The following is a 15,710-nucleotide window of genomic DNA, read 5'->3' on the forward strand; positions in this document are numbered from 1 at the left end:
CACTGCACGCGACGGCGGGCACCGGGCCATTCTGCCGGATTGAGGCTGCCCCTCGTGCCCGCCGCGCGTGAGTTCCAGGCGTTCGCCAGCGACCGAGCGGCGTCGGGGTCGGTATCGGAATCGCTTTCGATGCGCGGCGAGACTCGATCCCGATGTCGATCGCGATCCCGATTCCGACCGGGTAACGACCCGCCGCCGACAGCTCTAAGAAGGTTACAGTCCCGAGCCTCTTCGGGGCTCAGGTCGGTCCGGCCGCCACCGCGGCCTCGAAGGCGTTCTCGGCACGCACGAAGCGGATTGCCCTGAACGCGAACGCCAGTATCGAGTCGCGGTAGGCGACTTCGGCGCTGCCGACCCGCCGCCCGTCTCTGAACACCGTCAGCGGGCAGGTCACGAGCGACGCGCGCAGTCTTGCCGGGTGGGCCGAGTAGACCTTCTCGCCGACGGCGCGCAGGTGGCCGTGCACGGGGTGGTCGAACTCCAGCTCGTAGCGCGGCCCGGTGAGCCGGATGGTTAGAACACCGCGCACCGGCACCTCGCGGCCGTCGAGAGAAGCGCGACCGCGGAACTCGCGCGGCGCCGAGAGCGACAACAGGCGCGTCGTGAAGGCGCGGATCGCGAACGCAAACGGCCGCGGCTCCGCATCGCCGTCGAGCCGCATCCAACCGCTCATCGTCTCTTCCAGCACAATGCCGAGCGCCATGGTCGCTCTCCTTCTAAACTGTGTACTCCAGTCCATCAATACGTTGCCGTATCTCGTTCGCCCCGAGTAGCGCCATCTTTTCGGCGGCGTATCGAGGGGCGGGACCACGAAGCCGCTCGCCAGGCTGGCCCCTCGATACGCCCCTGAGAAAACGGGGCTACTCGGGGCGAACGGAAAGCGTCGTACGGAACACGTCGTCGTAATTGTGCCCATCACTACTAAAGCGCCAGCCGGGCAGCCAGCAGGCGCGCCGCCCGGGTTGCCATCGCCATGATTGTCACCTGGGGATTCGCCCCCAGCGACGAAGGCACACTGGCGCCATCCATCACATACAAGCCGTCGACGTTCCATACCCGATGCTCGGGGTCGCACACACCACGCTCCGGAGTGGCCGCGATGCGGGCCGTGCCCAGCGGGTGATACGCGGAAATCAGAAACCGCCACGATCCCGGCTCGCTCCGCCAGAACCCCTCCAGCTCCGCCTCGTTGCGCACGACCGTACTCCCGGCCGGACCGGGCATGGCGACCTCGTGGGCGCCGGCGGCGAAATACATCCGCGCCAGCAGATCGATGCCGCGTTTGAAGAGGGCAAAATCCCTATCGTTCATCGAGTATGTGACCAGCGGCAGATCGCGGCGGAGGCCGCGGCGCACCCGCCCGCGCGCGGTGTCCTTGATCATGAAGCCGAAATACGCCGTCTGTCGATAGCGCTCGGCGAAACGCACGAAATCCTCCGCCTGAAAGGGGCTGAGCAAGCCGTGGCCCGCGAACGGGGGCGTGCCGCCCTCGAACATCAAGCCCTCGCTCTGCAGGTCGTGGACCCCAAAACCCTGCGGGATGCTCTGCCCGTGGTCGAACTCGCGATCGGGAAACCACGCCGTGACGACACCGGCCGGATGGATCGACAGATTGGCCCCCAGCCAGCGCGTGCGCACGCCGTTGTCGTGCAGGAAGCGCGGCGTCAGCAGCGTACCCGCGGCCACGACGGTTGCCCGCGCCCCGACACGAAGCTCGACTCTGCCGCCGCGAGCGTCGCGCCCGGTCGCGACAAGGCCGGTGACCGCCGTCCCGGCGCGCCGCAGCCGCTCGGCGCGCAAGCCGGTGTACAGGACGGCCCCGCTCTCCAGTGCACGCGGCACGAAACTGACATTGGTGGAGCGTTTCGCGTCGGTCGGACAACCCAACTGGCACACGCCCTGCCCGTCGCAGCCATCGGCATTGCGCAGCAGCGGGCGCGCATCTCTCAACCCGACACGTTCCGCGCCCGCGGCGATCAACGGACCGATCTGGCCAACATCGCGTGGGTCGGCGGGACCGACGCGAAGCACCTCCTCGACGAGCTCGAAGAAAGGCTGCATGTGCGCGGCGGTGAAATCCGACAGACCCTCGGCGCGCCAGTCCGCGAGGGTCGCCTCCGGGGTACGCAGGCAGGTGCCGGAGTTGATCGTGGTGGTACCGCCCACGGAGCGTCCGATCGGGAGCGGGATCAAACCTCGTCCGACGGCCACCGTAGCGCCCGCGGCGCGATAGAGTCTGGGAACCATCTCCGTGAGCTTACCGTTGAACGTGCGCCGATCGTGGTAGTCGCCCTCCTCGATCATCACGACGGCGAGTCCGCGCCCGGCCAGCTCGTACGCCGCAGCCGCACCGCCTGCGCCGGTGCCTATCACCGCAACGTCGCACTCGATGTCCTGCACCGGCTCCAGCTCCGCCGCGGCGACGATTCGGGCGCGCCAGCGCTCCGCCCCGACCGCAACCGCCGGGCACACGGCATCGCGAGCGCCCACACGCTCGAGATTACCAGCGTCCGTCAGGTATGCGGCCCGGAAGGGCAGCGCCAGCAGGCGTAACAGCGTCCCGGCGAGCGGGCGGCCGGAAAGCTGCCGCAGGAAGGCGCTGCGCTCGGCGCGCGAAGCCGAAGAGAACGAGCGGCCGTGGGTGGCCAGGTAGCGCAGTTCCAGCCACCAGAGCAGGCCCTGCACGTAACGCCGCCGCGTGGCCGCGTCGGCCGACATGGCGGCCGTTAACAGCGCGCCGACATCGGGAGCGGGCAGCCGGTCGCCGGCGGGGAAAGCCGCTTCGACAAAGCCGGCAGCGATCCGGTAGCTGTGTTCGGCGCCGGTCGTCATGCGCACATAGCGGTCCTCAACCCAACGTCACTCGACCCTCTCCACATCCACCCGCACCGCGCGGTCGGCCGGGATCGGTTGCCATGCCGTCGGCCGATACGTCAGATGCCCGTACCCGCCCGCGAATCCCAACCATTTCACATGCCCGGGCTCGATATCGGCCTGCCCGTACCACTTGCGGTGCATGAACGGCTCGAAGCCGTTGTAAACGATCACCTGGTTCGGCCGGCACGCCGGTGTGACCTTGGCCTGAATGATGCACTCGCCGACGTCGCTCACCAGCTTGACGTGATCGCCGTTGGCAACTCCGAGACTGGCGGCGTCAGCGTCGTTGATGAACACGAACGGCTCGCCACGGTGCGTGTTGAGCAGGTGGCGATTGGTCATATTCATCGAGTGAATGCTCCAGCGGTTGTGCCCGCTGGTCATCTGGAAGCGCCGCCCGCGCCCGCCGTGCGGCGGTGTCTCCTTGTGCGTCGGCAGCTCCTCGCCGGCTTCGAGGAACCACTCGTGGTCGATGTAGAACTGCGCGCGCCGGACCAGGGTTGCGTACGGCACTTTGTCCTCGGTGTGCCAGCGCAGGGGATTGTGCACCTCGTCCGGCTTGATGGTCGACGCCTGCGCCTCCCCGTGCCCCGCCAGTCCCCATCCGGTCCAGCGCACGTAGCCCTTCTCGCGCAGCGTAGCGAGCGTCGTGCCCTCAGGCAGGATGCCGTACACGGCATTGTCGCGGATGGCCTCGTCGTAGAACGTCTCTTCGTCGCTAACGGCGCCGTCGAGGGTCGCCCGCGACACCATGCCGACGAGTGAGCGCGTCGTGCCCTTACGGTCCGTGAAGTCCTTCAGGCCGCGAGCCGCCGCGCGCCGCTCCAGCGCGGCGAGGATCATGAGACCGATATCGAGCTCGTTGCGGGCCTCGCCGGGGGGCGGCACCGCGCGGTCCGTAAGCACCCAGTTCAGGTGGTGCACCGACGGCATGCTCTGGTTGATCTTCTCGTAGTGCTGCGCCGCCGGCAGGATAATGTCCGAATACATGCCCGTGGTGTTCAATCGCCAATCCACCGACACGATCATCTTCAGCTTCGGCCACAGAGTTTCGAGCAGGAGCTTCTGACCGCCGCGCTGCCGGCGCAGCATGTTGCCGCCGGACTCGAACAGGACGCGCGGCTCGACCTCCCGGTACGCCTGCGAACAGTGGGCGCCGAACCATCCCTTCTCGATCGCCTCGTTTATGTACTCGTCGAAACTGCGCTTCATCGACGGGTCCTGGTTGTCGGGATTGTTCCAGCGTTCCTTGTAGCCGTACTGATAGTACCAGAGGAACGCCGGCGGGATCATCGCGCCGAAGCCGCCGAGTTCCGGGTTCATCGCCGAAGCGAGGTTGGCGGTCATCTCCAGGGTCCGGGTCGGATCGTCCAGGTTCAACAGGCGACGCATCAACGTCCGCATCTGATGCGCTGCGCGCGCCGCCTCCTGGCCGGGGACGCCCTTTTCCGACATGAACACCATCCCGTCCCAACCGCCGGCAGCCCACGATCGCGTCCCGGTACCCTTCTTTCCCCAGTTACCGGTGAGCGCCAGCAGCAGCGCCATCGAACGTTCCATCAGGTCGCCGTGATAGTACTTACCCGAGTTCCAACCGATGAAGATCTTCGTCTTGCGCGTCGCCACCTTGCGGGCGAGCGAACGGATAGCGTCGGGATGCAACCCGCATATCTCGCCGGCCTTCTCCGGCGTGTACGCCTCGAGGCGCCGGCACAGCCGCGCGAACACCGGCTCGACCTCGACCGTGCGGCCGTCGGCGAGCATCACGCTGTACGTTCCTTCGAGTGCCGGCTCGACTCCGACGGCGGCCAGCGAGTGCCGCGGCGCCGGCGTGATCACGCCGCAGCGGGCATCGGCCCAGAAGAACTGATCGTCGCGGTCGTCGGCGGCGAGATCCGAACCGCGCAAGAAGCGGCCGGTGTCCTTGCGCACCAGCAGCGGCAGGTCGGTCTGCTCCTGCACGAACTGCCGGTTGTGCAGCCCGGCGTCTATAATCACCTTGCACATTGCCAGCGCCAGGGCGGCATCGGTTCCGATCCGCACTGGCAGATGGTAGTCGGCGTGAATGGCCGACGGGCTGTAGTCCGGGGCGATGGTGACCACCTCGCCGCCGTTGTAACGCGACTCGGCGATATAGTGGTACCAGTGGATGTTGGTGTACACGGGATTGGCGTGCCAGATGAGCGTCAGCTCGGCGAGAAACCAATCGTCCATCGACGACGTGGGATTGAAAAGCCCGAAGGTCAGATGGAAGCCGGGGCTAAAGTCCTGGAACTCGGCGTTGCCGTCGGTGGTGGGGGTGCCGAGCGCGTCGCTGAACATGCGCGCCGGGCTGGCGGCGAACTCGGGCGTCATGAGGGTGACGATCGACTCGGGGCCCTGGTCCTGCACCGCGTCGAGCATGGCGTCGGCGATCTCGTCGAGCGCCGCGTCCCACGAGATCGGTTTGAACTTGCCCTCGCCGCGTTTGCCGATCCGCTTGAGCGGCTGTGTGATGCGGTCGGGCCCGTCGAGCAGATCGCTCCAGCAGGCGCCCTTCTGGCAACCCATGGGATTCATGTCGGGCACGCCCGCCTCGACGGGGGTCATGACGCCGGCTTGCTCCTCACGAACGACCTTGCCGTCTTTGCTGTAGACGCGCCACGGGCAACCGCCGGGATAGCAGTCAACCGAGTGGCTGCCCCAGGTCACGCGATCCCACTTCCATTTCGCTCGATAGGCGTCGGCCCACTTTCCCGCGATCGATGTCATGACGAGTCTCCCTTTGCGGCTCACTTCCAGACGATGTCGGCCGGGTCGCGGGTCAGTTGCCCGAAGGCGTCCGTCCAGCGATACAGAATAAGCGCGTCCATCACCTCGGACCCCTGTCCGCGGCGTTTCTTCTCGAGTTCGGTGCGCAAGACGTCGAGTGCGCCGTGCACCGCGCCGCCGAAGAGCTTCTCGAGATAGTCGGGGGGGATGCGCTGACCGCTCTCGTCGACGCTGCCGTCGTCGCGCAGCGGCGCCGGCGCCAGCGGCGGCACGTAATAGACGTTCGGGTGGGTACCGAATTCCGGGTGCAACGGTAAGGCCACTTTCCACTTCTGCACCAGCTTGTGGACGATGCTGCCCTCGTCATCGAGGAAGCCGGTGAAGGCCGCCCGTCCCGGGCACTGGCGCACGCAAGCGGGGGCGACGCCCTGCTCGATGCGCGGGAAGCAGCCGATGCAGTGCTGGCTGACGTTACGCAACTTGTTGAAGTAGATCTTCTTGTAGGGGCAGGCGCGCCGGCACAGTTGCGCACCCTTGCACTTGTCCTCGTCACGCAGGACGAGGCCGGTATCGGCGTGCTTGAAGAGCGCGTCGTTCGGACAGGCCTCCAAACAGGCGGGTTGGGTGCAATGGTTGCAGAGGCGGGGCAGGTAGAAGAAGTACGCGTTGGGGAAGCTACCGCCGCCTTCGTCTTCGTCCCAGTTCATGCCCCAACTGGCGCTGCCCGAGGTCTTCTGCAGGTGGACGTCGCGTCCGCGGCCGCCGCGCAGCACTTCGTCGTAGTTGAAGTTCCAGCCGCCGCCCGTTTCCTCCTCCGTGGCCAGATGTCCGAGCTGCAGCTTACCGCCGGCATCGTAGCCACCGCCCATCGTCTCCCAGTCGCGCGGCGTGCCGCGCCCGGGCTGGGTGTTGACGGTCATCCACCACATCTGTTCGGTTCCCGGATCGTCTCCGGGCCACAGCACCTTGCAGGCGACCGAGCAGGTCTGGCACCCGATGCACTTGTTCAGATCGAAAGCCCAGGCCAGTTGGCGCTTGGACGGCACGACCGTTCCCATGACTCCACTCCTTCCGTCTTCCAGGTCCTTACGGTCGCGCAGACCGCGGTGGTCTTGTGTACCTGACGCGACGCACCATGCCGATGTTCTCCGTCAGCGACGCGACTGACTGCCGTCATGCGAGCCGACTTTCCGACTGCCGGCGGCGGCCGCACCCGTCAGTGGCCCCCCTCGCCAGAGAGCTCGCGCGCCAGTTCGGCCACGACCGCCTTGGCGTCTCCGAAGAGCATGAAACTCTTGTCCAGAAAGTACAGCTCGTTGTCGATGCCGGCGAAGCCTGGATTCTTCGACCGCTTGATGGCGTAAACCGCCCGTGCCTTGTCGGCGTCAATGATCGGCATGCCGTAGATCGGGCTGCCCTTGTCGGTACGGGCGGCGGGGTTGACGACGTCGTTGGCGCCGATGATCAGCGCCACGTCGCAGCGCGGCATGTCGCCGTTGATTTCGTCCATCTCGACGAGATCGTCGTAAGGGATTTCCGCCTCGGCAAGCAGGACGTTCATGTGTCCGGGCATCCGTCCGGCAACCGGGTGGATGGCGAACTTCACGGTGACGCCGCGCTTCTTCAAGTGGTCGTACAGTTCGCGCACCTTGTGTTGGGCCTGGGCGACCGCCATGCCGTAGCCCGGCACGATGACCACCAGGTCGGCCTGGGCGAGAACCTGGGCGGCGCTCTCGACCGTGTCGGCTTTGTAGGTCTTCTCCTCCCCGACCACCGCGGTACGCTGCGCCTGACCGAAGGCGCCGAAGAGCACGTTGGTGAAGGAGCGGTTCATCGCCCGGCACATGATGATGGACAGGATCAGACCGGAGGAGCCGTCGAGGGCGCCGGCGGTGATCAGCAGTTTGTTGTCGAGCACGAAGCCCATCGCGACCGCCGACAGCCCGGCGTAGGAGTTAAGGATCGAGATGACGGTGGGCATGTCGGCGCCGCCGATCGGGATAATCAGGAGCACGCCGAAGGCGAGCGAAAGGACGATGATCAGGCCGAAAGCGGTCGGCGCCCAACTCGCCAGCGGATTGATCACCAGCGCCAGGCCGAGCAACACCGCCGCCGCCAGCAGACCGATATTGACGATGTTCTGGCCCGGGTACGTCACCGGACGCTGCGGGATCCATTTCACCTCCTGCAGCTTGCCGGCAGCCATGAGCGACCCGGTGAAGGTAAGGAAGCCGAGCAGGATCTCGGCAACCAGCGCGACAACGATGAACGGCGAGAGCGCCGCGGCGTTGCCCTGCCCGTACCAGAGAAAGAACTTCCCCGTGCCGACGAGACCGGCGGCCATGCCGCCGAAGGCGTGCGAAAGCGCCGTCCGCTGCGGCACCGCGGTCAATGGGACCTGCGCCAGGGGGTAGCCGACGGCGGCGCCGACCACGAAGGCGCCAAGGATCCACCAGTAATGAGTGCCGCCCGTAACCAGGGTGCCGGCCAGCGTCCCGGCCACGGCCAGAATCATCGCCCCCACCCCGGCAAACACGCCTCTGCGGGCGGTCTCGGGGCTGCTCATCCACCTGAGCGACATGATGAACAGCCCGGTGGAGACGAGGTAGAGAAGCTGCACGAAGTCGCGCGCGTCCATCTACTTCGTCCCCTCGCGCTTCTTGAACATCTTCAGCATGCGGTCGGTGATGAGAAACCCGCTGACGATGTTCGTGGTCGAGCAGAAGATCGCGACGAGCCCGAGCACCGTGACGAAGAAGGGAGAATCGGCCCCCGCCGAGACGATGATCGCACCGACGACGGCAATGGCACTGATGGCGTTGGTGAGGCTCATCAGCGGGGTATGAAGCAAGCGGGAAACCCGCTGAATGACCATGAGACCGATGAAGGTCGCGAGCATGAAGACGAAGAGCATTGACATGAAGTCGAGCGAGCCATGCGCTCCCGAACCGCTCTCGGTGGCGGCCACCGCGGCCGCTACAATACTTTCCGCGCCGTGCATCTCTCCTCCGTTGTCTATCGGGCAAACCCCTGCATCGCGTCCCTCAACAATCCAATCACCGCCATTTCATTCCGAAGGCCGGCAAGCTCGGCCCCCGCAGCCTTCTTCTTCACCTTGTCCGGTGGTGTCGGTCAAGTGGTGCCGGCGCGAAAGGTTGGCGCCGGCGCATGCCCGCTGAGCGGCGGGCGCGCCTACCCTGCCCTCCCTCAACCGCCGATAGCGGTCATCGGGCGGCAGGGCTGGTATTGATCGCGGAAGGCGTGCTCCCACGGTTTGTTGCGGAGGGCAAGCTGGAACACGCGCCGTAGCGCATCGTCGCTGCCGGTGTCCGCCAGCGCCTCGCGCAGACTCACCTCGGCGTGATGACCGAGGCACGGCCGCAGGCGACCGTCGGACGTGAGACGCATCTTGTTGCACGTGTCGCAGAAGTGCTGCGCGGTCATCGCGCCGATGAATCCCACTACCGCGCCGCTTTCGGCCAACCGATAGTACTTCGCCGGCCCGTGCCCGAAGCGCGCGTTCGGCAGCGGCACCAGCTCCTCTCGCTGCCGCAACCGCTCCATCACTTCGCCGATCGACAGGAAGCTCTCCGGCGCCAGCACGTCGCGCGAACTCAACGGCATCAACTCGATCAGCCGCAGCGGCACCCCGAGCGACGACGCATACCGAATCAACGGCCAGATCTCCTCGTCGTTGATCCCCCGCATCAACACCGCATTCAGCTTGACGAACTCGAAGCCCGCCGCCACCGCCGCCCGAACGCCCTCCAGCACCGGGGCGACCGGCCCCCCGGTCACGCGCCGGTACACTTCCGGCCTGAGCGCATCGAGGCTGATGTTCACCGTGCGCACACCGGCCGCACGCAGCGACTCGGCCAGCGCCGCCAGCTTGAGACCGTTGGTGGACACGCCGAAGCATTCGACGCCCGGGGTAGTGGCAATCTCCCGCGCCAGCTCCACCAGGCCGCGTCGCAGCAACGGCTCCCCGCCGGTCAGACGGAACTTCCGAAACCCCAGCGACGCCGCCACGCGCACGATGCGCAGCAGGGACTGGTCCGAGAGCGCTTCCGCACCCCCCTTCCAGCCGCCGTACTGGCGGGGCCGGCAGTACAGGCAACGTTCGTCGCAGCGATCGGTGATCGAAATGCGCAGGTAGTCGATCTGCCGCCCGAAAGATTGCAGCACAAAGGGCGCGGCGGAATGCGCCGGCATCCCTCCGGCCGGGGACTCACCCTCGGAGCGCCGCTCCGATCGGCTCCGCTCTTCGACGTCGAGGCTCATGCGAGTTCCCTGCCCTGCCTACGCCGCGCGATGACCTAGCGCAAGCCGGTCCGGCTCGATGTCGACCGGCACCGCCCGCGGCACGTGCACGGGCCCGGCAATGAACACGCGATATCGCAAGTGTCCATAATCGCCGGTGAAATGCAGCCCCTTGTACGGGGTCGAAACCACTTCCATGTTCCCGCGCCAGTCCGGGAACTGATAAGGCTCCCAGGCGTGGTAGATGATCGCCGCGCCCTTGCCCACGCCCGGGGACACTTTGGCATGGACCCGAAAGCTGCCGTGGTCGTTCCACACCCGCACCGCGTCGCCGTCGCGAATGCCGCGTGCCCGCGCATCTTCCTCGGACATCCACACGATCGGGCCGCCGCGCTGCAGGCGCATCAGCACCGGAAGGGCACGATAGGTGGCGTGAATGCTCCAGCGCGTGTGCCCCCCGGTGAGACGAATCGGGTGTATCCCGCCCGGATTCGGCAACGGTTTCCAGCGCGGCAAGCGCTCGTCCCCTTCGATGAACCACGGATGGTCGAGAAAGAACTGTTGCCGTCCGGTCAGCGTCGGCCACGCAACCTTGCCCTCGACGTGAAGCCGCGACGGCGTGATAGTCCCGCCCGGCTCGACCTCGCTGCCGATACCGCTGGTCACGCCCCAGCCGCCGACCGTCGCGATCGGCACCGCGCCGCGCCGCCGCGCCTCCTCCCACCCGATCCCGCCGGTCACCGGCGAGTCGCGCAAGACTTTGTCGATCACCGCCGCGTCGTCTCCGGGCCCGTAGCGCCCATCCTGACTGAACTCGTCTTCGATACTGGCAACGGCACCGCCGACCCCGCGAGCGCGGGCGCGCCGCTGAATCTCGCTCGCCAGCAGCGAACAAATCTCCCACTCGGGTTTCGACTCGCCGAGCGGCGCCACTGCCTGGTCGCCGACGACGACGTAGGGAACGAGGCCCACCGAGTACTTGATACCGCGCTTCTCGTAGTACCCGGCCGCCGGCAAGACGAGGTCCGACTTCATGGCAGTGGTCGACAGGCGGAAGTCGATAGTCACCACCATATCGAGCTTCGGCCAGAGCACGCGTTCGACGATCTGCGGCAACGGCCAGCGGCGCAGCGGGTTGACCCCGGCGGTCACCAGCACCCGCGGGCGCTGGTCGGGGGCCGGGCGCGGCGTCATCCAACCCTTTTCGAGCGCCGCGCGGAGGTAGTCCCGCTCGGGCCGCGGCAGGGCGGGATCGACCGCATCCGCGTCCATCGGCGCATCGAGTCCGCCGTGCACGTGCAGAAACAGGTGCGACGGCGTCCACGGCAACGTTTCGACCGACGCCGCCGCGATCGCGCTCTCCATGTCGCGTGGCGGCGGAGTGTAGAAACGCAGAATCTGCCGTTGCAACCAGTTAGGTCCACTGCCGGGGATGAGCTCGTCGCCCCCGTGGAACGGCAACCACGAGGCGAAGCGCACTCCGGACCCCGGCCGGCCCTGCTGGCCGCGCAACGCCGAGAGCAGGATCAGAGAGCGTTGCAGCAGATCCGCGTGGTGCGTCTTGTTCGACCCCCAGGTGGCGTAGATCAGGATACGCGGCGACCGGCACAGACGCTCCGCAAGCCGCGCCTGCGCCCCCGGAGCGACACCCGTGATGCGATGGACATGCTCGGGCGTATACTCGGCCAGACGGGTTCGCAGCAGCGCCAGCACGGGAACGACCGCCACCGTGCCGTTAACGGTCTCCACCTGCCATCGTCCCGCCAGTGCCGGGCGGATTGCGCCGAGGTCGAGAGAGCCGCTCCACTGCCCCATCGTGCCGGGGGCCTGCGCAAGCTCGTTGGCAGCTTCGTCCCAGACGTAGAACCGGTCGCCACGGCCGCCGGCTTCGACGTCCGCTTCGCGCAGGAACTGCCCGGTATCCTCGCGGACCAGAAACGGCAGATCGGTCTGTTCGCGCACGTACTCGGCATCGATCGCCTCGCGCGCCAGGATTTCGCGCGCCAGGCCGAGGGCGAGCGCCGCGTCGGAGCCCTGGCGAGGATTGACCCAGAGCGAGGCGTGAATGGCGCTCGGCGAATAGTCAGGCGTGATGGTGACGATCTTGGCGCCGCGGTAACGGGCTTCGGTCAGGAAGTGAGCCTCGGGAATACGCGTCGACATCGGGTTGCAGTGCCAGTTGAGGATCGTGTCCGCACGCACCCAATCGTCGGCGCTACCGTCGACGAAGGTGGTACCCCAGGTCTGAAAGGCGCCCATGGCGAGGTCGCCGGTGCCGCCGAAGCCGTCGAGCAGGGTGCCGCCAAGCAGGGTGAACAGCCGCATTTCGCCGATCGAGCCCGGCGCCACGTCGACGTTGGAGGTGCCGTTGTCGTAGATGACCGTCTCGGGCGCACCGGCAGCCGACGCATCGACGATCGCGTCGGCCACCCGCGCCAGCGCGTCGTCCCAAGAGATGCGACGCCACTTGCCGGATCCGCGGGCGCCGACGCGTTCGAGCGGGTAAGTGACCCGATCCGGCGACACCATCAGGTCCGAATAGCACGCGCCCTTCTGGCAACCGCGCGGGCCGAAGTCCGGCCGCCCAGCCGCGTCACGCTCGTAAACGTCGCTCTGCTCCTCGCGCCAGACGACGCCGTCCTTGACGTAGATGTCCCAGGCACAGGCGGCGAAGCAGTTGGCGCGCAGGTGTGTGCCGCGCACGACGCGGTCCCAGCGCCAGGCGTTGCGCCAGACGTCGCCGGGGTCCCTGTATTCCGGCGACGCCGCCCGCGCCGCCGCGGCATCCCCGAACGCGCCGGTCGGAAACGCCAGTGCGCGCAGGCCGAGCATGGCACCGCCGGCGGCGCCGGCGACGAGGAACTGTCGGCGGCTGAGCGGCGCCATCATGCGGCGGCGCCGGCGCCCGGCGCCCAGCGCGCGATATCCACCCGCGTATCGCGATCGACCTGATTGGGTTCGAAATGCGCGTAGCCCCAGCGCAGATGCCCATAGTCGCCGACGAGTTGCGGGATCTTGAATGGACTCGGAGCGAGATGCTGGTGGGTCTTGCCGGTGAGGAACTGGTAAGGCTCCCAGGCATGGTAGATGTGCACCTGACCCGGCTGGATCGACCCGGACAGGCGGGCGCGCGCAACGAACTCGGCGAGATCGTTCCATACCCGCACGTAGCCGTTCTCTTCGATACCGCGGCGGCGGGCGTCCCCGGGATTGATGTAGACCAGCGGCTCGCCGCGCTGCAGGCGTAGCATCAGTCCCTGGTCGCGCCACATGGCGTGCACGCTCCACCGGGCATGGGCGCCGGTCAGCGTAAAGGGATGGTTGCCGCCGGCGGCCGGGGGCGCCTTGAAGGTCGGCAGCTCCTCGCCGACCTTCTTGAACCACGGATGATCGATGTAGAACTGCTGCCGCCCGGTGAGCGTCGGGTACGGTTCCTTCTTCTCCACCATGTTCCGCAGCGGCACCACCGGCTCGGTCAGCGAGTACTCCGAATAGATACCCGCCGTGCCGCCGGGCTGTCCCAGCGAGCGAATTCGCACGGCACCACCGTCGCGCCGCAGGTCGGCGAGCGTCACGCCCTTCGACGGCGCCGACACGCTGAGGATGAACTCGGTGACCGCCTCCTGCGCGTCCACGCCGTAGCGGCCGTAGTCCGTGAAGCGCTCGCCGAGATCGCTCAGGCCGCACGACTGGCCGCGGAACCCGCGGGTCTCGCCGACGTTGCGCTCGCGGGCCGTCTGGCCGACGCGTTCGGCGAGGCGCGCGAAGATCTCCCACTCCGGCTTCGCTTCCGCCGCCGGGGCTGCCGCGCGGTCGCCGAGGGTGACGTAGGGAACGAACGAAGCGATGTACTTGATGCCGACTTTTTCGTACCAGGCCGCGGCGGGGAGCAGAATGTCGGCATGGCGTCCGGTCTCGTTGATGCGGAAGTTGACGTCCACGATCAACTTGGCCTGCGCGAACAGCGTACTGGCTATGCGATCGCCCATGCGCGAGTGGCGCAGGACGTTGCCGAACATACAGAAGATGACCTCCGGCGGCGGCGAGCCGGGGGCGGGAGCCATCGGAAAGTGGCCCCTGGCAAGCGCCTCGGCAAGGTACGGTCCGGCGCCTTCGGGCAGCGCGGGGTCGCCGTACGCCGGGTGCGTCTCCATTTCGCCAAGCCCGCCGTGCACGGCGTGGAACAGGGTACTCGGCACGTACATCGACTCGAACTGGTGGCGCATGCCCGCCGGATCCCACCACGCGCGGGCGGCGGTAAGCGCCAGGTGGGGCAACGACAGGCGGTCCTGCATCGCCACCAGCCCCATCCCTTCGAGGGCGATAAAGGCGCCCGGCCGCCACCCGCCACCGGCTCGTCCGAGGTTGCCGGTAAGCGACGCGAGCAGAATCTGCGCGCGCTGCACCAGATCGGAGTGGAGGTTCTTGCAATTGCCCCACTGCGAGATGATGAGGGCCGAGCGGGCGCCGGCAAACTCGCGCGCAAAGCGACGAATCGTCGCGGCCGTGACGCCGGTGGTCACCGCAACGTCCTCGGGGCGCATGCCGGCGAGGCCGGCGCGCAGTCGGTCGAACACGGTCTGCACCGGGACTGTGGAGCCGTCGGCGAGCGTCGCTTTCGCGTTCACCGACAACGCCACCTGCACACCCTCCGGCTGGCGCAGCGTACGCTCCGCGCTCCCCATGCAGCCGGTGGCGAGACGAGGGGCGCCGGCCGCCTCGTCCCAAATGTAGAACTGCTCCTTGCTGCCGCCGTCGACGACATCCGACTCGCGCAGGAAGTTGCCGGTGTCGGTGCGCAACAGGAACGGTAGATCGCTCTGCTCGCGCACGTAGTCGGCGTCGAAAAGTTTCTCCTCGATAATGACCTGACAGGCCGCAAGCGCGATGGCGGCATCGGTGCCGGGCCGCACCGGCAGCCAGAGGTCCGCGTGAACGACGCTCGGGTTGTAGTCGGGAGAAATCGCCACCACGCGCGCTCCCCGGTATCGCGCCTCGTTGAGAAAGTGCGCGTCGGGAATACGCGCCACGGCCGGGTTGAACGCCCACAGGACCAGGTAGTCGGAGCGGAACCAGTCGTCCGACGTGCCGTCGGTGTGCGGCGTGCCCAGCGTGATGGTGCCGCCGACCGGCAGGTCGCCGATCTGCGCCATGGAGTCGGTGACCGGAGCGCCGATCTGGCGGAAGAACCGCATGCCGGCGACCGTGTTGGCGCCGAAGTCGACGTTGGGGCCCAGCTCGAGCACGACTCCCTCGCCGCCGCGGCGCTGCAGCGTGTCGACGAGCTGCGTGGAGATCTGCGTCAGCGCTTCGTCCCACGAGATGCGCTTCCAGCGTCCCTCGCCGCGCGCACCGACGCGCATCATCGGATAGCGCAGGCGCGAGGCGCTCTGGATCATGTCGCTGCACGAAGCGCCCTTCTGACAGCCGCGGGGATTGAAATCGGGCACCTGCGCGTTGGACGCCGCATAGGGCGAGGACTGCTCCTCGCGCCACACCAGTCCGTCGCGCACGAAGAGGTTCCACGCGCAGGAAGAGGTACAGTTGACGTTGGTGTGCGTGCCGCGCACCACCGCGTCCCAGCGCCACTTCGTGCGGTAGACGTCGCGGAAATCCCGGTAGGTCGGCAACGCCGCGGCGGTCGCGGCGCCGGCGGCCGGCGCTTGCGCCCAGGCGAGGTGGCGGAGCTGCAAGCTAACGCCGAGGCCGATACCCGCGGCGATAAAACCGCGCCGGGAAACAACGGGATCACGCATGCTGGCATCCTCCGCGCGCCGCCACCCGGAGCGGCCTCGCCCGCGCAACTAACCGTCGCTGCGCAC

General features: G+C 67.5%; 9 protein-coding genes. All 9 read right to left on the reverse strand.

Annotated elements, in window-relative coordinates; translation table 11 throughout:
* Positions 1 to 238: 238 nt before the first annotated feature.
* The 9 genes from L6Q96_15870 to L6Q96_15910 all read right to left on the reverse strand — a co-directional run bounded on the left by L6Q96_15870 (position 239) and on the right by L6Q96_15910 (position 15,644).
* On the reverse strand, positions 239 to 703 hold the full coding sequence (locus tag L6Q96_15870; GenBank protein ID MCK6556034.1) for a hypothetical protein: 465 nt from the start codon (positions 701 to 703) through the stop codon (positions 239 to 241).
* 218 nt (positions 704 to 921) lie between these two features.
* A complete protein-coding gene (locus L6Q96_15875; protein ID MCK6556035.1) occupies positions 922 to 2,832 on the reverse strand; it encodes a GMC family oxidoreductase in 1,911 nt (636 codons plus the stop codon).
* A gap of 27 nt (positions 2,833 to 2,859) precedes the next feature.
* Entirely contained in the window at positions 2,860 to 5,628 is a 2,769-nt protein-coding gene (locus L6Q96_15880) for a molybdopterin-dependent oxidoreductase (GenBank protein MCK6556036.1), read from the reverse strand.
* A 20-nt stretch (positions 5,629 to 5,648) separates the two neighbouring features.
* Positions 5,649 to 6,686 (reverse strand): respiratory nitrate reductase subunit beta, encoded by a 1,038-nt coding sequence (locus L6Q96_15885; GenBank protein MCK6556037.1) that lies wholly within the window; start codon positions 6,684 to 6,686, stop codon positions 5,649 to 5,651.
* Between the two features lie 158 nt (positions 6,687 to 6,844).
* A complete protein-coding gene (locus tag L6Q96_15890; GenBank protein MCK6556038.1) occupies positions 6,845 to 8,266 on the reverse strand; it encodes an NAD(P)(+) transhydrogenase (Re/Si-specific) subunit beta in 1,422 nt (473 codons plus the stop codon).
* Positions 8,267 to 8,548 carry an NAD(P) transhydrogenase subunit alpha gene (locus L6Q96_15895; GenBank protein ID MCK6556039.1) on the reverse strand — a complete coding sequence of 94 codons (282 nt, stop codon included), beginning with the start codon at positions 8,546 to 8,548 and terminating at the stop codon, positions 8,267 to 8,269. It abuts the gene before it with no gap.
* 287 nt (positions 8,549 to 8,835) lie between these two features.
* Positions 8,836 to 9,909 (reverse strand): GTP 3',8-cyclase MoaA, encoded by a 1,074-nt coding sequence (gene moaA, locus L6Q96_15900; GenBank protein MCK6556040.1) that lies wholly within the window; start codon positions 9,907 to 9,909, stop codon positions 8,836 to 8,838.
* An 18-nt stretch (positions 9,910 to 9,927) separates the two neighbouring features.
* Entirely contained in the window at positions 9,928 to 12,777 is a 2,850-nt protein-coding gene (locus L6Q96_15905; protein ID MCK6556041.1) for a molybdopterin-dependent oxidoreductase, read from the reverse strand.
* Positions 12,774 to 15,644 carry a molybdopterin-dependent oxidoreductase gene (locus L6Q96_15910; GenBank protein MCK6556042.1) on the reverse strand — a complete coding sequence of 957 codons (2,871 nt, stop codon included), beginning with the start codon at positions 15,642 to 15,644 and terminating at the stop codon, positions 12,774 to 12,776. The genes L6Q96_15905 and L6Q96_15910 overlap by 4 nt, the downstream gene beginning before the upstream one ends.
* Between the last annotated feature and the right edge of the window lie 66 nt (positions 15,645 to 15,710).

This window comes from Candidatus Binatia bacterium (assembly GCA_023150935.1).
Classification (GTDB): domain Bacteria; phylum Desulfobacterota; class Binatia; order HRBIN30; family HRBIN30; genus JAKLJW01.

Bases quoted from the DNA above. Each gene is read 5' to 3' on its own strand.
- L6Q96_15870 (MCK6556034.1), bottom strand. From the start codon at position 703: ATGGCGCTCGGCATTGTGCTGGAAGAGACGATGAGCGGTTGGATGCGG.
- L6Q96_15875 (MCK6556035.1), bottom strand. From the start codon at position 2,832: ATGACGACCGGCGCCGAACACAGCTACCGGATCGCTGCCGGCTTTGTC.
- L6Q96_15880 (MCK6556036.1), bottom strand. From the start codon at position 5,628: ATGACATCGATCGCGGGAAAGTGGGCCGACGCCTATCGAGCGAAATGG.
- L6Q96_15885 (MCK6556037.1), bottom strand. From the start codon at position 6,686: ATGGGAACGGTCGTGCCGTCCAAGCGCCAACTGGCCTGGGCTTTCGAT.
- L6Q96_15890 (MCK6556038.1), bottom strand. From the start codon at position 8,266: ATGGACGCGCGCGACTTCGTGCAGCTTCTCTACCTCGTCTCCACCGGG.
- L6Q96_15895 (MCK6556039.1), bottom strand. From the start codon at position 8,548: ATGTCAATGCTCTTCGTCTTCATGCTCGCGACCTTCATCGGTCTCATG.
- moaA (MCK6556040.1), bottom strand. From the start codon at position 9,909: ATGAGCCTCGACGTCGAAGAGCGGAGCCGATCGGAGCGGCGCTCCGAG.
- L6Q96_15905 (MCK6556041.1), bottom strand. From the start codon at position 12,777: ATGATGGCGCCGCTCAGCCGCCGACAGTTCCTCGTCGCCGGCGCCGCC.
- L6Q96_15910 (MCK6556042.1), bottom strand. From the start codon at position 15,644: ATGCGTGATCCCGTTGTTTCCCGGCGCGGTTTTATCGCCGCGGGTATC.